13 protein-coding genes are annotated in these 17,776 nt (G+C 72.7%); 4 read left to right on the forward strand and 9 right to left on the reverse strand.

Annotation, left to right across the window (positions count from 1 at the left end; all coding sequences use genetic code 11):
- The first annotated feature begins 15 nt into the window (after window positions 1–15).
- A complete protein-coding gene (locus AB8735_RS14925; protein ID WP_372407809.1) occupies window positions 16–822 on the forward strand; it encodes a sugar phosphate isomerase/epimerase family protein in 807 nt (268 codons plus the stop codon).
- A gap of 308 nt (window positions 823–1,130) precedes the next feature.
- On the opposite strand, the gene AB8735_RS14930 is transcribed toward AB8735_RS14925, so the two are convergent.
- Window positions 1,131–1,754, reverse strand: coding sequence for a LysE family translocator (locus AB8735_RS14930; protein ID WP_372411849.1), 624 nt, complete (start codon window positions 1,752–1,754; stop codon window positions 1,131–1,133).
- Between the two features lie 92 nt (window positions 1,755–1,846).
- Entirely contained in the window at window positions 1,847–2,728 is an 882-nt protein-coding gene (locus tag AB8735_RS14935; RefSeq protein ID WP_344030124.1) for an EamA family transporter, read from the reverse strand.
- A 91-nt stretch (window positions 2,729–2,819) separates the two neighbouring features.
- Here AB8735_RS14935 and AB8735_RS14940 point away from each other — a divergent pair, with 91 nt between their 5' ends.
- Complete coding sequence (locus AB8735_RS14940; protein WP_372407811.1) at window positions 2,820–3,719, forward strand: LysR family transcriptional regulator; 900 nt, start codon at window positions 2,820–2,822, stop codon at window positions 3,717–3,719.
- 265 nt (window positions 3,720–3,984) lie between these two features.
- Here the strand turns inward: AB8735_RS14940 and AB8735_RS14945 are convergent, their stop codons facing one another.
- The 4 genes from AB8735_RS14945 to speB all read right to left on the reverse strand — a co-directional run bounded on the left by AB8735_RS14945 (window position 3,985) and on the right by speB (window position 12,780).
- Entirely contained in the window at window positions 3,985–5,433 is a 1,449-nt protein-coding gene (locus AB8735_RS14945) for a S28 family serine protease (protein ID WP_344030129.1), read from the reverse strand.
- A gap of 101 nt (window positions 5,434–5,534) precedes the next feature.
- Entirely contained in the window at window positions 5,535–9,290 is a 3,756-nt protein-coding gene (locus AB8735_RS14950) for an ABC transporter ATP-binding protein (RefSeq protein WP_372407812.1), read from the reverse strand.
- A 177-nt stretch (window positions 9,291–9,467) separates the two neighbouring features.
- The gene (kdpB, locus tag AB8735_RS14955) at window positions 9,468–11,609 is read right to left on the reverse strand and encodes a potassium-transporting ATPase subunit KdpB (RefSeq protein WP_372407814.1); all 2,142 of its coding nucleotides are present in this window, start codon (window positions 11,607–11,609) and stop codon (window positions 9,468–9,470) included.
- A 196-nt stretch (window positions 11,610–11,805) separates the two neighbouring features.
- Window positions 11,806–12,780: an agmatinase gene (speB, locus tag AB8735_RS14960; RefSeq protein WP_344030139.1), complete on the reverse strand. Its 975-nt coding sequence runs from the start codon at window positions 12,778–12,780 to the stop codon at window positions 11,806–11,808.
- A gap of 162 nt (window positions 12,781–12,942) precedes the next feature.
- Here speB and AB8735_RS14965 point away from each other — a divergent pair, with 162 nt between their 5' ends.
- Window positions 12,943–13,743 carry a phosphatase gene (locus AB8735_RS14965; RefSeq protein ID WP_372407816.1) on the forward strand — a complete coding sequence of 267 codons (801 nt, stop codon included), beginning with the start codon at window positions 12,943–12,945 and terminating at the stop codon, window positions 13,741–13,743.
- 219 nt (window positions 13,744–13,962) lie between these two features.
- Here the strand turns inward: AB8735_RS14965 and AB8735_RS14970 are convergent, their stop codons facing one another.
- From AB8735_RS14970 to AB8735_RS14980, 3 genes are all read right to left on the reverse strand, one after another.
- Window positions 13,963–14,166 carry a hypothetical protein gene (locus AB8735_RS14970; protein ID WP_372407817.1) on the reverse strand — a complete coding sequence of 68 codons (204 nt, stop codon included), beginning with the start codon at window positions 14,164–14,166 and terminating at the stop codon, window positions 13,963–13,965.
- Window positions 14,167–14,228: 62 nt separating this feature from the next.
- Window positions 14,229–15,107 carry an acyl-CoA thioesterase gene (locus AB8735_RS14975; protein ID WP_372411850.1) on the reverse strand — a complete coding sequence of 293 codons (879 nt, stop codon included), beginning with the start codon at window positions 15,105–15,107 and terminating at the stop codon, window positions 14,229–14,231.
- A 205-nt stretch (window positions 15,108–15,312) separates the two neighbouring features.
- Window positions 15,313–15,906, reverse strand: coding sequence for a TetR/AcrR family transcriptional regulator (locus tag AB8735_RS14980; RefSeq protein WP_344030404.1), 594 nt, complete (start codon window positions 15,904–15,906; stop codon window positions 15,313–15,315).
- A 228-nt stretch (window positions 15,907–16,134) separates the two neighbouring features.
- Between AB8735_RS14980 and AB8735_RS14985 the strand changes: the two genes are divergently transcribed.
- Entirely contained in the window at window positions 16,135–17,766 is a 1,632-nt protein-coding gene (locus AB8735_RS14985) for a carboxyl transferase domain-containing protein (RefSeq protein ID WP_372407818.1), read from the forward strand.
- Window positions 17,767–17,776 lie beyond the last annotated feature (10 nt).

A 17,776-nucleotide genomic window follows, 5' to 3' on the forward strand; every position in this document is an offset into this window, starting at 1 on the left:
GGAAGCAGTGGGTGTGTGAAGCTGGCTTTCTCCACCCTCGGCGTCCCCGGTCTCCCGCTGCCGGACGTGATCCGGCTCGCCCGTTCCCACGGCTGGGACGGGGTCGAGCTGCGTGCCCATCCCGAGGAACCCCTGCACCCCGGCTCCTCCGCGGCCGAACGCGCGCTTGCCATGCGGACGTTCGCCTCCGCCGGGGTCTCCGTGCTCGGCGTGGCCGGGTACGCGCAGGTCGCGGCGGACGGCCCCGACGGGCCGGTGCTCGCGGAACTGTCCGCGCTGGTACGGCTCGCGGCGGATCTGGGGGCGCCGTATGTGCGGGTCTTCCCCGGGGGCGGCGCGCTGCCGGCCGACGAGGCGGACGCCATCGGGGCGCGCCGCCTCGGGGCCGTGGCCCCGCTCGCCGCCTCCCTGGGTGTGCGGGTCCTGCTGGAGACCCACGATTCGCACGCGCGGGGGCGGGATGTGATGCGGATCCTGGGGCTGGTGGGGCATCGCCATGTCGGTGCGCTGTGGGATGTGTTGCATACGTGGCGGGGCGGGGAGAGCCCTGCGGAGAGCGTCGCGGCGCTGCTGCCCCATCTGGGCTACGTCCAGGTCAAGGACGTCGCGCCGGAGGACCTGTTGACGCCGGTACCGCTGGGGGCGGGGGTGTTGCCGGTGGCGGAGTGCGTGGGGGTGTTGAGGGGGGTGGGGTATGGGGGGTGGGTGTGTTGGGAGTATGAACGGCGGTGGTTTGCGGGGGTGGAGGGGTTTGAGGGGGTTGGGGGGGCGGGGGTTGAGTATTTGCGAGGGTTGATTGCGGGTGGGGGTGGGGGTGGGTGAGTTGTGCCCCTGTCCCGCCCTTTCGCCGTTTCCCGGGGAGACCCCTGACCCCGTCCGCCCTCCGGGCGGAGTCCTCAAGCGCCGGACGGGCTGGAATGGCGCGCCGATCCAGCCCGTCCGGCGCTTGAGGACGAGCGGCGAAGCCGCGACAACGGGGGCCAGGGGCGGAGCCCCGGAAGCAGGGGCGCAGGGGGCGCAGCCCCCGCCCCACCGCGGCGAAGCCGCGGTGCCGGGCCGAGGGGGCGCAGCCCCGGAAGAAACGGTGAAAGGGCGGGCCAGGGGCAAACCCCCCACCCGAACACCCACCCTCACTCCACCCCCACCCGCACCGCCATCCCACCCAACACCACCCCCATCACCCACCGCTGCCCCCGCAACCACGACGGCCGCGCCCGCAAAAACGTCGACACCGCCCCGGCCGTCAGGGCGATCAGGGCGTTCACCGTCACCGCCACCACAATCTGCGTCAGCCCGATCACCAGGCTCTGCAGCGGCACCGACCCCCGCCCGGGGTCGACGAACTGCGGCAGGACGGAGACGTACAGCACCGCGATCTTCGGGTTGAGCAGATTGGTGACGAGGCCCATCGTGAAGAGCCGCCGCGGCGGATCCGCCGGCAGCGGACGCGGGTCGAACGCCGAGGTCCCGCCCGGCCGCAGCGCCTGCCAGGCCAGCCACGCCAGATACGCCGCGCCGGCCAGTTTCAGGCCCGTGTGGACGACGGGGACCATGGCGAAGAGCGCGGCGATGCCCGCGACCGCCGCCAGCAGATAGACGAGGAAACCCGCGGCGACGCCCAGCAGGGAGATCAGACCGGCCCGGCGGCCCTGGGTCACCGAACGGGACACCAGATACATCATGTTGGGCCCGGGGACGAGCACGAGCCCCAGAGCCACGAGCGCCATGCCCGCTATCGCATGCCAACTGACCACAGCCACGGGCTCCTTCGGTGGTGCATCTGCGTCTTGGGGGACGGGCGACCAGGATTACGTGTGTCGAACACGTAGCACCAGTTCACCCTTCTTCAGCGTGGGATTGAGCAGCGCTTCAACGAACGCCCCGCCGGCGAGGCGAGCCCGATGCCGCCCACCAGCAGCACCGCCGCGCACCACCGGAGCGTGCTCATCCCCTCCCCCAGCAGCAGCGCCGACGACGACATGCCGAAGACGGGCACCAGCAGGGAGAAGGGGGCCACCGCCGAGGCGTCGTAGGTGCGCAGCAGATGGCCCCAGGCGCCGAAGGCGAGCACCGTGCTGACCCAGGCGACGAACAGGACCGACCCCGCGCCGCTCCAGTCCGTCGCGGCCAGCGCGTCGGCGTCGGCCCCCGGGCCCTCGAAGACGAGCGAGAGCACCAGCAGCGGGAGCACCGGGACCGTGCTGACCCAGACGACGAACCGGAAGGCGTCCGGCGCGGCGGCCTTGCGGGTGAGGACGTTGGAGACGCCCCAGAAGGCGGCCGCGGCGACCACGAGGACGAAGCCGAGGACCGGGCCGGACGTCCCCTCGTCCACCGCCGCCACCCCGATGCCCGCCAGCGCGACGGCCATCCCCACCGCACGCATCCCCCTGACACGCTCACCGAGCGCGGCCGTCGCGAGGAGCGCGGTGAACACCGCCTGGATCTGGAGCACCAGCGAGGACAGTCCGGCGGGCATCCCGGCGTGCATGCCGATGAACAGCAGCCCGAACTTGCCCACCCCGAGCGCCATTCCGACGCCGATGATCCAGCGCCACTTCACCGGCGGCCGCCCGACGAAGAAGACGGCGGGCAGCGCGGACGCGAGGAAGCGCAGGGCACAGAAGAGCAACGGCGGGAAGCGGTCGAGGCCGACGTCGATGACGACGAAGTTCACGCCCCATACGGCGGCGACGAGTACGGCGAGCAGGGTGTGGCGGGGACGCATGCGAGCAGCATCACAAGAGGGAACCGTGTAACACCAGTTAATCTTTTTGCAGCATAGGATTGAGCAATGCTTCATCGATGGGGTGGGTGACGTGCTGGACCTTTCCCGGCTGCGGGCGCTGCACGCGGTCTCCGTGCACGGCTCGGTCAGCGCCGCGGCGCTCGCCCTCGGCTACACGCCCTCCGCGATATCCCAGGCGATCGCCAAGCTGGAGCGGGAGACCCGCACCACGCTGCTGGAGCGCCGCGGCCGGGGCGTGGTCCTCACCGACGCCGCCGTGCATCTCACCCGTACCGCCCGGGAGTTGCTCGTCCTCGTCGAACGGGCGGAGACGGAGCTGGAGGAGCGGCGCGGGCTGCCCACCGGCCGGCTGACCATCGGCGCGTTCCCCACCGCCGCCCGCGACCTGCTGCCCGGCGTCCTCGCCCGGCTCGCGCGCGAACACCCCACGGTCGACGCCCGGATGACCGAGGTGGATCCGCATCTGTCCGTGGGGCTCGTCGCGCAGGGCGCCATCGACCTCGCCGTCGCGCACGACTGGGACATCAGTCCGCTGCCGGCGCCGGACGGCATGGAGCGGGTCACCCTGGGAGAGGACAGATGCGATGTGATCGTCCCGGCCGGCCACCCGCTGGCCGAGCGGGACGCCCTCGTCCCCATGGACCTGCCGCACCAGCGGTGGATCTGCCAGCCGCCCGGCAGCATCTGCCACGACTGGCTCGTCCGGTCGCTGCGCGCCACCGGGCACGAGCCGGATCTCGTCCACCAGGTCGCCGAGTACCAGACCCAGCTCGCCCTGGTGGCCGCCGGGCTGGGCATCGCCCTCATCCCCCGGCTCGGCCGTGGGCCGCTCCCGTCCGGTGTGACGGCGGTACGGCTCGAACCGGTGCCTGTGCGGCGGCTGTACGCCTACTGGCGCGTCGGCGCGGCCCGGCGGCCCGCGATCACCGAGACCGTCCGGCTGCTGCGCGCCGCCGCCTCGGCCGGGTGAGCGGGGGCGGCCGAGCGGGGGCAGGAACCGCCCCCCGGCGTCCTCCGTCCAAGGGCCGTGCCGTCGGTGAGTCTCCGCTGTGCGGTGTCGGCTCCGTCGGATACCGCGTTGCCGGCCTCCCTCTCCGCCGCCTGCGGCCGACGGCATGCCGCCGTCCGGTGTGCCCCTTGAAGAGCACCGGCGGCGGCCCCGGCCCGTACGCACACGTCGGCGGCGGGACACCCTGGGGTGTACCCGCCGCCTGGAGTGAACGGTGCGGTGCCGCCTACGGGCGCAGGAACTGCCGCTCCGTCTTGACGCGGTCGAGCTTCGCGTCGAACGGGGCGAGCGGCTTGGCCGCCTTCTCGTCCTGCTGCACGGCCGCCGGCGCCACGCCCGCCCACTTCAGGACCTCGGCCGTGGCCTTGGCCCGCTCGTCGGCGACGAGCTGCGCGATGTTGGAACCGTGGTTGCCGCCCGGCGCGTAGAAGCGGAAGTCGTGCCGCTTCTCGGCGTTGCGCCCCAGCCGGAACGGCTCGCCGCTCCACGGGTCGTTCTGCCCGTAGACGAAGAGCATCCGCGTGCTGTCGTTGCGCACCCAGCGGTCCACGTCCGCCATCGAGCCCTCGTGCCACTTCATCGGGATGTCCCGGGGCACGTACGAGCGCGGCTGGTTGATGCCGGGGTACTTCAGCACGCCCTTCAGGTGCGGGTACTTGACCGTGGGAGCGCCCAACTCGGTGCCCGCCTGGTAGTAGTACGGGGTGAAGCGCTCCAGGCCCTGGTCGGTGTAGCCGTCGAAGCCGGAGATGTCGTCGATGAACTTGTAGAGCTCGTCCGTGGACGCCTTGGTGGCGGGCACGGAGGCGCAGTCGCTCTGCAGGTGGTACTGCCAGAACGACCAGACCAGGTCGAGGACGACGTTCTCGTACGCCTTGTCGGCGTCACCGACGACCTTGAACGTCTTGCCGTTCTCCTTGGCCCACTTCTCGTAGCGGGCGACGATCTCGCCGCGGCGGACGAGCGCCTCGCGCTGCACCGAGTTGAGCTGGGTGCGGCAGGCCTTGTCGCCGACGGTGGCGAAGAAGCGGTCGTACGCCGAGTCCTCGTCGTTGTTGACGTCGTTGGGCGCGACGTAGGCGACGGTGCCGTTCATGTCGTCCGGGTAGAAGCGGCGGAAGTAGGTGGCCGTCATGCCGCCCTTGCTGCCGCCCGTGGCCAGCCAGTTCTTGCTGTAGACGGGCTTGAGCGCCTGGTAGAGGCGGTGCTGGTCACTGGCCGCCTGCCAGATGTTCAGCTTCGACCAGTCGGCCGGCTGGGGGCGCGACGGGGTGAAGAACCGGTACTCCATCGACACCTGGTTGCCGTCGACGATCCGCGTGGGCTCGCTGCGGCTGGGGTTGGTGTTGACGTTGTAGCCCGAAGTGAAGAAAACGGTGGGGCGGTTGGTGTCCTTGTGGAGCAGGGTGAAGCGCTGCTCGAAGGTGCCCTTGTTGGGCTGCCGGTGGTCGACCGGCTGCCGGTACGTCATGACGAGGTAGCGGTAGCCCGCGTAGGGCTTCTCCTCGACGAGCCGCATCCCCGGGATCTTGAGGATGCGGTCCTTGATGTCGTTGTCGGTGGTGTCGGTGGTGTCCCTGCCGGAGGCGTACGCCGCCCCGGCCGTCGTGCCGCCGGCGCCGATCGCTCCTATGAGCACCACCAGCGCCAGCAGCCATCTGAGAGCCTTGCGCATACGCCCTCCCCTGGGTTCGCAAAGGTCGCCGCGAACCTACCGGGGGTTGCGGGGGATGCGCCAGACCCATCTTTTCCGCTCCGCGGGGGCAGTTGCCCCGCTCACCCCCGCGCCGGCTCCGCCGTCGCCACCGTCCCCTCCCCCGTGGACGCCTCTCCCGTGAACGTCCGCCACAGCTCCGCGTACCGGCCGCCCCGCTCCAGCAACTCCCCGTGCGTGCCGTCCTCCACGACCCGTCCCCGGTCCAGGACGACGACCCGGTCCGCCCTCGCGGCCGTCGTGAGGCGGTGGGCGACGACCAGCGTCGTCCGCCGCCCGGCCAGCCGGTCCGTCGCCTCGTTGACCAGCGCCTCGGTCGCCAGATCCAGCGCCGCCGTCGCCTCGTCCAGCAACAGCACGTCGGGGTCCACCAGCTCCGCCCGCGCCAGGGCGATCAACTGCCGCTGTCCGGCGGACAGGTTGCGGCCCCGCTCCGCGACGGGGTGCAGATAGCCCCCGTCGAGCGTCGCGACCATCTCGTGCGCGCCGACCGCCCGCGCCGCCGCCTCAACCTCCGCGTCGGAGGCGTCCGGCCGCCCGTAGGCGATGGCGTCGCGCACCGTCCCGGGGAAGATGTACGGCTCCTGCGGGACGACGCCGAGCCGGTGCCGGTAGCCGACCGGGTCGAGGTCGCGCAGGTCGTGGCCGTCCACCCGGACCGTCCCGGCCGTCGGGTCGTAGAAGCGCGCGACCATCTTCACCAGGGTCGACTTGCCCGCGCCCGTCTCGCCGACGAACGCGACGGTCTGGCCGGCGGGGACGGTCAGCCGGACGCCGGCCAGGGCCGCCTTCTTCTCGTCCCCGTAGTGGAAGTGCACGTCCTCGAAGGCGACTTCGCCCCGCAGCTCCCGCACCTCGCGCGGCTCGGCCGCCACCGGCGTCGACGTCGGCTCGCGCAGCAGCTCCCGGATCCGCCCGAGCGAGACGGTCGCCTGCTGGTAGCCGTCGAAGACCTGGGAGAGCTGCTGCACGGGGGCGAAGAACAGGTCGATGTAGAGCAGGTACGCCACCAGCGCGCCGGTGGTCAGCGTCCCGTCGTCCACCCGTCCCGCGCCGACGACCAGCACCGCCGCGGCCGCGACGGAGGACAGCAGCTGGACGAACGGGAAGTAGACCGAGATCAGCCACTGGCCGCGGACCCGCGCCCGCCGGTAGTCGTCGCTGCGCTCGGCGAACCGCCCCGCGCCCGCCTCCTCACGGCGGAACGCCTGCACGATCCGCAGTCCGGCCACGCTCTCCTGAAGATCGGCGTTGACGAGGCCGACCCGCTCGCGGGCGAGTTCGTACGCCTTGACGCTCTGCCGGCGGAAGAAGACCGTCCCGGCGACCAGCAGCGGCAGCGTCGCGAGGACGACGAGGGCCAGCTGGACGTCGATGACCAGCAGGGCCACGAGTATGCCGAAGAAGGTCAGGACGGAGACGACGGCGGTGACCAGGCCGGTCTGGAGGAACGAGGACAGCGCGTCCACGTCCGTCGTCATCCGCGTCATGATCTTGCCGGTCAACTCGCGCTCGTAGTAGTCGAGTCCGAGGCGCTGGAGCTGGGCGAAGATCTTCACGCGCAGGGCGTAGAGGACGCGTTCGCCGGTCCGGCCGGTCACCCGGGTCTCACCGGTCTGGGCGGCCCACTGGCCCAGGACGACGAGCAGGGCGAGGCCGGAGGCCGCCCAGACCGCGCCGAGCGCCGCCCGCTCGACGCCCTGGTCGATCCCGTGCCGGATCAGCACCGGCAGCAGCAGCCCGGCGACCGCGTCGAGGGCCACGAGCAGCAGGGCCAGCGCCAGCGGTGCCCCGAAGCCGCGCAGCAGCTGCCGCAGCCCGTACGACTCCTCGGGCCGGACGGCGCGCTCCTCGTCGACGTCGGGGGTGTCGGTGGCCGGCGGCAGGGCCTTGACCTTGGCGAGGAGCTCGGGGGTGGCCGGCATGCCGGGCAGTTCGTCCGCGTCCTCGTCCGCGCGGCGGACCCAGAGCGACGGGGTGACCCCGTCCACCGGGCGCGGGCGGCGGACCCGGGGGCCGGCCCCGGCCGCCGGCGCGGGGAGGACGGGCGGGGCAGGGGCGGCGGGGGCGGCGGGGGACCCCAGCTCGTCCGGGTCCGTCAGCAGCCGCCGGTAGACCGCGCAGCGCTCCTGGAGCTCCTCCGCCGTGCCGACGTCCACCAGGCGCCCGCCGTCGAGCACCGCGATGCGGTCGGCGAGCGCCAGCGTCGAGGCCCGGTGGGCGATCAGGAGCGTGGTGCGGCCGGCCATGACGCCGCGCAGCGCCTCATGGATCTCGTGCTCGACGCGGGCGTCGACCGCCGAGGTCGCGTCGTCGAGGAGGAGCAGCCGGGGGTCGGTGAGGATGGCCCGGGCGAGCGCGATGCGCTGGCGCTGGCCGCCGGAGAGGGTCAGCCCCTGCTCGCCGACCTTCGTCGCGTAGCCCTCGGGGAGCGCGGTGACGAAGCCGTCGGCCTGGGCGGCGCGGGCGGCGGCGCGGACCTGCTCGTCGGTCGCGTCGGGGACGCCGTAGGCGATGTTGTCGCGGATGCTGTCGGAGAACAGGAAGCTGTCCTCGGGCACGAGCCCGATCGCGGCCCGCAGCGAGGCATGGGTGAGGTCGCGCACGTCGTGGCCGCCGATGCGGACCGCGCCGGACGTCACGTCGTAGAAGCGCGGGAGCAGCAGCGACAGCGTCGACTTGCCGCTACCGGAGGCGCCGACGACCGCGACGGTCTCGCCGGGCTCGACGCGCAGCGAGAAGCCGTCGAGGACGGGCCGCTCGGGGTCGTAGCCGAAGGAGACGCCGTCGAACTCGACGGTGGCGGGGGCATCGGCGGGGAGCTCGTGGGCGTCGGGGCGCTCGTCGATCACCGGCTCGGTGTCGATGAGTTCGCAGACGCGCTCGACGCCGGCCCGGGCCTGCTGGCCGACCGTCAGGACCATGGTGAGCATCCGCACGGGCCCGACGAGCTGCGCGAGATAGGTGGAGAAGGCGACGAACGTGCCGAGGGTGATCTGCCCCCGGGTGGCCATCCAGCCGCCGAGGGCGAGCATCGCGACCTGGCCGAGCGCGGGGACGGCCTGGAGGGCGGGGGTGTAGCGGGCGTTGAGGCGCACGGTGCGCAGCCGCCCGGCGAAGAGCCGCCGGCCGGCCTCGCGGAGGCGGTCCGTCTCCTGGGCCTCCTGGCCGAAGCCCTTGACCACGCGGACGCCGGTGACCGCGCCGTCCACCACGCCGGCGACGGCGGCGGCCTGGCCCTGGGCGTACCAGGTGGCCGGGTGGAGCCGGACGCGGCTGCGGGAGGCGAGGAACCAGATCGCGGGGGCGACGGCGAGGGCCACGACGGTGAGCAGCGGGGAGAGGACCGCCATCACGATCAGCGAGATCAGGAACAGCAGGATGTTGCCGATCATCATCGGCAGCATGAACAGCAGCCCCTGGATCAGCTGGAGGTCGCTGGTGGCCCGGCCGACGACCTGGCCGGTGGAGAGCTCGTCCTGCCGCTTGCCGTCGAGGCGGGCGATGGACGCGTACATCTCGGTCCGCATGTCGTGCTGGACGTCGAGCGCGAGACGTCCGCCGTAGTAGCGGCGGACGTAGGTGAGGCCGTAGACGACGACCGCGGCGACGACCAGGAGAATGGCCCAGGGGGCGAGGGGGCGGTCGTGGGAGCCGATCACGTCGTCGATGATCAGCTTGGGTATGAGCGGGACGAGCGCCATGACGGCCATGCCCGCCAGCGAGGAGCCCAGCGCCAGGAGCACCGTGCCCCGGTACCTCCAGCAGTATCCGGCGAGCCGCCGGGCCCATCCCCGTCCTGCCTGTTCCTTCGCCACCCCGGTCCTCCCACCGCTCATGTGCTGTCGAGAGGACCGAACGCCGCGGAATGCGGATTTCATCCCACCGCAACACCGCTGCCGCCAGGGTGCTGCCGCCGAGGTGCTGCGGCCGGGGTGCTGCGGTGGGATGCTGCGGCCGGGGTGCTGCCGCCGGGATCAGCTCCCGGGCACGTATCAGATCCCGGGCACGTACTGGATCAGCAGATCGATGAGCTTGATCCCGGCGAACGGGGCGACGAGCCCGCCCACCCCGTACACACCGAGGTTGCGGCGGAGCAGCGCGTGCGCGGACGAGGGGGCGTAGCGGACGCCGCGCAGGGCGAGCGGGATCAGGGCGACGATGACGAGCGCGTTGAAGATGATCGCGGAGGCGATGGCGGTGGTCGGGCTGTGCAGGCCCATGACGTTGAGCTTCTCCAGGCCCTCGTAGCCGGCCACGCCGCCGAACATCGCGGGGACGATCGCGAAGTACTTGGCGACGTCGTTGCAGATGGAGAACGTGGTGAGGGCGCCGCGGGTGATCAGCAGCTGCTTGCCGACCTCGACGATCTCGATGAGCTTGGTGGGGTTGGAGTCCAGGTCCACCATGTTCCCGGCCTCCTTGGCGGCCGAAGTGCCGGTGTTCATCGCCACGCCCACGTCCGCCTGGGCCAGGGCGGGCGCGTCGTTCGTCCCGTCGCCGGTCATGGCGACGAGGTTGCCGCCCGCCTGTTCCTCCCGGATGCGGGCGAGCTTCTGCTCGGGGGTGGCCTCGGCCAGGTAGTCGTCCACCCCGGCCTCGGCGGCGATGGCCTTGGCGGTGAGCGGGTTGTCGCCGGTGACCATGACCGTCCGGATGCCCATGGCACGCAGCTCGGCGAAGCGCTGGGCGATGCCCGGCTTGACCATGTCCTTGAGGTGGACGGCGCCCAGCACCCGCGTGCCCTCGCGGTCCTCGACCGCGACGAGCAGCGGGGTGCCGCCGCCGGCCGCGATGGAGTCGGCGATCCAGCGGGCGTCGACGGGGATCTCGGCGCCGCGCTGCTCGGCCCAGCGGAGGACGGCGCCCGCCGCGCCCTTGCGGATGCGGCAGAAGTCGCCCTCGTAGGCGAAGTCGGCGCCGCTCATCCTGGTCTGCGCGGAGAACGGCACGAACCGACCGTGGACGAAGTCGGCGTCGCCGTGGTGGATCCCGTGCCGCTGCGCCAGGGCGACGATCGAGCGGCCCTCCGGCGTCCCGTCCGCCAGCGAGGCCAACTGGGCGGCATCCGCGAGCAGTTCACGGGTGACGCCCTTGACCGGGACGAAGGAGGCCGCCTGCCGGTTGCCCCAGGTGATGGTGCCGGTCTTGTCGAGGAGCAGGGTGTTGACGTCGCCGGCGGCCTCGACGGCGCGGCCGGAGAGGGCGATGACGTTGCGCTGGACGAGCCGGTCCATGCCGGCGATGCCGATCGCCGACAGCAGCGCGCCGATGGTGGTGGGGATCAGCGTGACCAGCAGCGCGACCAGGACGGTGATGGTCTGCTCGGCGCCCGCGTAACCGGCCATCGGCTGGAGGCTGACCACGGCCAGGATGAAGATGACCGTCAGCGAGGCCAGCAGGATGTTGAGGGCGAGCTCGTTGGGGGTCTTCTGCCGGGTGGTGCCCTCGACCAGGGAGATCATCCGGTCGAGGAAGGTGTGGCCGGGGCGCGAGGTGATCCGCACGACGATCCGGTCGGAGAGCACCGTCGTCCCGCCGGTGACACCGGAACGGTCGCCGCCGGCCTCGCGGATCACCGGCGCGGACTCGCCGGTGATCGCCGACTCGTCGACCGAGGCGACGCCCTCGACGACCTCGCCGTCGCCGGGCACGGTCCCGCCCGCCTCGACCACCACGAAGTCCTGCGGCCGCAGATCGGACGCGGGGACGCGCTGCTCCTCCCAGTCGTGCGGGGAGAACCCGACCTTCCATACCCGCAGCCGGCGCGCGACCGTCGTGCTCCGGGTGCGGCGCAGCGTCTCCGCCTGCGCCTTCCCGCGGCCCTCGGCGACGGCCTCGGCGAGGTTGGCGAAGACGACGGTGAGCCAGAGCCAGGCGCTGATCAGCCAGGCGAAGACGGACGGGGCGAGGAGGGCGGAGAGCGTGGTGAGGACGGAGCCGACCTCGACGACGAACATCACCGGGTTGCGGACCATCACCCGGGGATGCAGCTTGCGGACGGCGTCCGGGAAGGCGGTGAGCAGCTGCCGGGGCTCGACGGCCCCGGCGGCCACGCGGCGGTGCCGTCGCGCTCCTCGCTGCGGCCCGGGGGCCGGGAACGGCGGAGTCTCCTGCTCGGGGGCGGTCTGCAGCATCAGCGGGGTGGCCTTCGAGGCGTTCGGCGGGGTGATCGTTCACCGTCGGTGGTGAACGATCACCCAGCCAAGCCTCCCGGCACACGCCGTGCCGGTCCCCTGACGGGCCCTTGTCGCGGGACGGGCCCGGACTGACGCGGTCCTTACGCGGCGCGCCGGTCCATGCGCCGGTTCGCACGTCGGTTCACGCGTCGCTTTACGCGTTGCGCGCGTCCGCGATCTGGCGCGACATGATCGTCGTCAGCTCGTACGCCGTGTGGGAGGCGGCCACGGAGGTGATCTCCGCGTGGTCGTAGGCCGGGGCCACCTCGACCAGGTCGGCGGAGACCAGGTTGCAGGAGGACAGCCCGCGGATGATCTCCAGCAGCTCGCGGGAGGTCAGGCCGCCGGCCTCCGGGGTGCCGGTGCCGGGGGCGTGGGCCGGGTCCAGGACGTCGATGTCGATGGAGATGTACAGCGGGCGGTCGCCGATGCGCTGGCGCAGCTGGTCGGCGATCTCGTCGACGCCGCGGCGCATGACGTCGGCGGAGGTGACGATGCCGAAGCCCATCTTGGCGTCGTCGTCCAGGTCCTTCTTGCCGTACAGCGGGCCGCGGGTGCCCACGTGGGAGAGGGCGGAGGTGTCGAGGATGCCCTCCTCGACGGCCCGGCGGAAGGGGGTGCCGTGGGTGTACTCGGCGCCGAAGTAGGTGTCCCAGGTGTCCAGGTGGGCGTCGAAGTGGAGCAGGGCGACCGGGCCGTGCTTGCGGGCGACCGAGCGCAGCAGGGGCAGGGCGATGGTGTGGTCGCCGCCGAGGGTCATCAGACGGGCGCCGGTGTCCAGCAGATCGTCCGCGGCGGCCTGGATCGTCTCCACGGCCTCGTCGATGTTGAACGGGTTCGCGGCGATGTCACCGGCGTCCGCGACCTGGGCGAGGGCGAACGGCGACGCGTCCTGGGCCGGGTTGTACGGGCGCAGCAGGCGGGAGGCCTCGCGGATGGCGTTGCCGCCGAAGCGGGCGCCGGGGCGGTAGGAGACACCGGTGTCGAAGGGCACGCCGACGACGGCGACGTCGGCGGTGCCGACCTCGTCGAGCCGCGGAAGCCGGGCGAAGGTCGCGGGACCGGCGTAGCGCGGGATGCGGGACGAGTCGACGGGGCCGCGCGGGTCACGGGGGGCGTCGGTGGTCATGCGGGAGCCTCTCGTTCGCTGCCTGGACGGCTGCCTGGGACGTTTGGGGCGTACCCGAGGGTAGGCAGCGACCCGGGGCACGCACATATACGGAACTGTGAGTCCGCCCTCCTCTTATGGACACCACGTCCATCGCGCCCGGGCCCGGGGCACAATGACCGCATGCCGACGCCTGCGCCCGCCGTCCCCAGCCGAGCCCAGCTGATCGACCACCTCGTCCGCACCCGCATCGCGGGCGTCGTCGCGACGCCCCGGGACAACAGCCTCGACCACTACCGCAAGCTCGCGCACGGCGACCGGCTGCACTGGCTGGGCGTGGAACTGGGCGACCGCTGGCGGGACGAGCAGGACGTGCTGGCCGTACTGGCCGAGCGCTGCGGCGTCAGCGACGACCCCGGGCTGCGCACCGGCCCGGACACGATCGACCCGGAGCTGACGGTGGCCGCGCTGGAGCGGGCCGCCGGCTTCCTGCGCAAGGCGGCGGAGGCCGGACAGCGGGTGCTCCTGGCCACCGGCCACCCCGGCGGCCTGCTGGACGTGCACCGCATGACGGCCGCGGCGCTGCGGGCCGCGGGCTGCGAGGTCGTCTCCGTGCCCGGCGGGCTGCGCGCCGAGGAGGGCACCGTCCACCAGGTCGCGGGCGTGGCGGTGTACGAGCGCGGGGCCACGCTGTGGCACACGCACTCCCCCGGGCCCATGGCCGCCGTCCTCGACGCCCTGGACCGCGCGGGCCGCCCGCTGCCGGACCTGGTCGTCGCGGACCACGGCTGGGCGGGCTGCGCGGCCCAGCGCGGCATCGACACGGTCGGCTATGCGGACTGCAACGACCCGGCGCTGTTCCTGGCGGAGGCGGAGGGGTTGCTGCGGGTCGCCGTCCCGCTCGACGATCATGTCGTCGATCCGCGGTCGTACGAGCCGATGACGGCGTATCTGCTGGGTGCGGCGGGGCTGTTGGGAGCTTGAGGACTGGGGGTGCCCCCTCTGGGAACCCCCAGGGCGCTTCGAGGGCCAGGGGCACAGCCCCCATCAGGATCCGGGGCGCGCCCCGGTCAGGGGGCCAGAGGGCGAAGCCCCCGGTGGGGCGCAGGGGCGAAGCCCCGCCCACCCGCGCGAAGCGCGGTCCCGGGTCCGGGGGCTTGCCCCCGGGGAAACGGCGAAAGGGCGGGACAGGGGCAAAATCCCCTACACCCGGCGCCCGTTCCACCCCCGCACGCACAACCACGTCCCCCCGTACAGCACCGCCGCTTCCACCGCCCGCAACCCCAGCCCCGATATGAGCCGCTCCGACCCGGTCAGCTCCACAACACGCTGGTGCCAGAAGAACATCAGCACCACACCCAGGACGAGCACGACCGCCCCGCTCACCATCAGCAGAACCCGCGACACCTCAACACCCCTCCCCAACTCAGCTACAGGCAAAGAGCGTACAAGGGGCCACTGACAGTGACTCACCCCCGCGGATGCGGAACCCGCACCAGCCCCTCCTGAATCACCGACACCGCCAGGCTCCCCTCCACCGTGAAGATCCGCCCCCGCGCCAGCCCCCGCCCGCCCTGCGAGGTCGGGCTCTCCTGGTCGTAGAGCAGCCACTCGTCCGCCCGGAACGGCCGGTGGAACCACATCGCATGGTCCAGGCTCGCGCCCACCACGTCCCCCACGGCCCATCCGCCCCGCCCATGGGCCAGCAGCACGGAGTCGAGCAGCGTCATGTCGGAGACGTACGTGGCCAGGCAGACGTGCAGCAGCGGATCGTCCGCCAGCTTCCCGTTCGTACGGAACCACACCTGGGAGCGGGGCTCCCGCACCTCGCCCACGCTCCCGAACGGCGGCTCGTCCGCGTACCGCAGGTCGACCGCGGCCCGCGCCTCCAGCAGCTTGTCCAGGACGTCCGGCCCGCCGAACCGGTCCGCGTACCGGGGCAGCAGCTCGGCCGCGGTGGGCAGGGCGAGCGGATCCGGCGCGTCCGGCATCGGCTCCTGGTGCTCCAGCCCTTCCTCGTGGACCTGGAAGGACGCCGAGAGGTGGAAGATCGGCCGGCCGTGCTGGACGGCCACCACGCGCCGGGTGGTGAAGGAACGCCCGTCGCGGATCCGGTCCACGGTGTAGACGATGGGCCGGCCGGGATCGCCGGGCCGCAGGAAATAGGCGTGCAGGGAGTGCGGCGGACGGTCGTCCGGAACCGTGCGCCCGGCCGCGACCAGCGCCTGCGCGGCGACCTGGCCGCCGAAGACGCGCGGGATCACCGCGTCCCGGCTGGTGCCGCGGAAGATGTCCTCCTCGATCCGTTCGAGGTCGAGCAGGGCGAGGAGTTCCTCGAGCGGGGTCATGGGCTCGTTCACGTGCGTCGTACCGCTCCTCATCACCTGAAGCCCTCCGGCCGACCAAGCGCTTGCTCAGCGAAAGCTACCGGCCGGTCTCCGAGGCTGTCCAGATCCGTCCGGGCCGGAACAGGGCGCTCCGCCAAGGGCGTTGAGCCGCCCCGGACCCCGGACCGGACCCCGGCCCGCCCCGGTCGGCCCCGGCCCGCCCCGGTCAGCCCGACAGCGCCCCCAACGCCCCGTGCGCCAGCCGCCGCAGCAGCGCCGCGGTCGCCTCGCGGCCGGGCAGGGCACCCGGCCGGCCCAGGTGCGGGGTGGAGTTGAGCAGGCCGAAGACGGCGTGGACGGCGGCGCGGGTGGTGTCCTCCGTCGCCCCGGGGTGCAGCTTGCGCACCACCTCCACCCACAGCTCCACGTACTGCCGCTGGAGGGAGCGCACCAGCTTGCGGTCGCTGTCGCGCAGCTGCCCCAGCTCGCGGTCGTGGAGGGTGATCAACGCCCGGTCGTCCAGGGCGAAGTCGATGTGCCCGTCGATCAGCGAGCCGAGCACCTCGGCCGGTCCCCCGCCCGCCACCTCGGCCGCGGCCCGCCGCTCGCGGCCGCCCGCGAGGAGCCGGCCGCTGATACCGACGAGCAGCTCGGCGAGCATCGCGTCCTTCCCCGCGAAGTGCCGGTACAGGCCGGGCCCGCTGATGCCGACCGCCGCCCCTATCTCGTCGACCCCGACGCCGTGGAAGCCGCGCTCGGCGAAGAGCCGGGCGGCCTGCTTGAGGATCTGCTCCCGGCGTGTGGGAGCGGTGGCGGCCATGAGGGCCCGGGCCCGGGCCCTCTGATGGTCGGCGGTGCTGTCGTTCTCGGAGGTCACGGAGAAATTGTAGACAAGGGACGTTAGCGGGCGTTAACCTGAAGGGGATCTGTTAACGCTCATTAACCACGCCGGGACGGCGGGCACCCCGCAAACGGGCACGCCCGACCGGCGAGCGCCACAGCAAGAGCGCCACCAGCAAGTGAGACCGGGCAAGGGAGCTCGAAGTCCATGCAGCAGGCACCGGTGCTGACCAGCACCGCAGATCCGGCGTCCGACGCCTGGCGGGCCAACGAGGCCGCCCACCGCGAGCTCGTGGCGCGGCTGCGCGAGAAGCTCGCGGCCGCCCGGCTGGGCGGGGGCGAGCGCGCCCGCGCCCGGCACACCGCCCGCGGCAAGTTGCTGCCGCGCGACCGGGTGGACGCCCTGCTGGACCCGGGGTCGCCGTTCCTGGAGCTCGCCCCGCTGGCCGCCGACGGGATGTACGACGGGGCGGCCCCCGCCGCCGGGGTGATCGCCGGCATCGGCCGGGTCTCCGGCCGCGAGACGGTGATCGTCGCCAACGACGCCACGGTCAAGGGCGGCACGTACTACCCGATGACGGTCAAGAAGCATCTGCGCGCCCAGGAGATCGCCCTGGAGAACCGCCTCCCCTGCCTCTACCTGGTGGACTCCGGCGGCGCCTTCCTCCCCATGCAGGACGAGGTCTTCCCGGACCGCGAGCACTTCGGCCGGATCTTCTACAACCAGGCCCGGATGTCCGGCGCGGGCATCCCGCAGATCGCCGCCGTCCTCGGCTCGTGCACGGCCGGCGGCGCCTACGTCCCGGCGATGAGCGACGAGGCGGTCATCGTCCGCGGCCAGGGCACGATCTTCCTCGGCGGCCCGCCGCTGGTGAAGGCCGCCACGGGCGAGGTCGTCACCGCGGAGGAGCTGGGCGGCGGCGAGGTCCACTCCAAGGTCTCCGGCGTCACCGACCATCTCGCCGAGGACGACGCGCACGCCCTGCGCATCGTCCGCACGATCGTCTCCACCCTCGGCGACCGCGGCCCGCTGCCCTGGCGGGTGGAGCCGGCCGAGGAGCCCAAGGCCGACCCGGCGGGGCTCTACGGCGCGGTCCCGGCCGACTCCCGCACCCCCTACGATGTCCGCGAGGTCATCGCCCGCGTGGTGGACGGTTCCCGGTTCGCGGAGTTCAAGGCCGAGTTCGGGCAGACGCTGGTCACCGGCTTCGCCCGGATCCACGGCCACCCCGTCGGCATCGTCGCCAACAACGGCATCCTCTTCTCCGAATCCGCCCAGAAGGGCGCCCACTTCATCGAGCTGTGCGACCAGCGCGGCATCCCGCTGGTCTTCCTGCAGAACATCTCGGGCTTCATGGTCGGCCGGCAGTACGAGGCGGGCGGCATCGCCAAGCACGGCGCCAAGATGGTGACGGCGGTGGCCTGTACGCGCGTCCCCAAGCTGACCGTCGTCATCGGCGGCTCCTACGGCGCGGGCAACTACTCGATGTGCGGCCGGGCCTACTCCCCCCGCTTCCTGTGGATGTGGCCCAACGCCAAGATCTCCGTCATGGGCGGCGAGCAGGCCGCCTCGGTCCTCGCGACCGTCAAGCGCGACCAGTTGGAGGCGCGTGGCGAGGAGTGGGGAGCGGACGAGGAGGAGGTGTTCAAGGCGCCCGTCCGCGAGCAGTACGAGCGCCAGGGCAACGCCTACTACGCCACCGCCCGGCTGTGGGACGACGGCGTCATCGACCCCCTGGAGACCCGTCAGGTGCTCGCCCTCGCCCTGACCGCCTGCGCCAACGCCCCTCTGCCCGAACGCGACCCGGCCGCGCCCGGTTACGGCGTCTTCCGGATGTGACAGGAGACGT

Source organism: Streptomyces luteireticuli (genome assembly GCF_041519305.1).
In the GTDB taxonomy this organism is placed as follows: Bacteria; Actinomycetota; Actinomycetes; order Streptomycetales; family Streptomycetaceae; genus Streptomyces; species Streptomyces luteireticuli.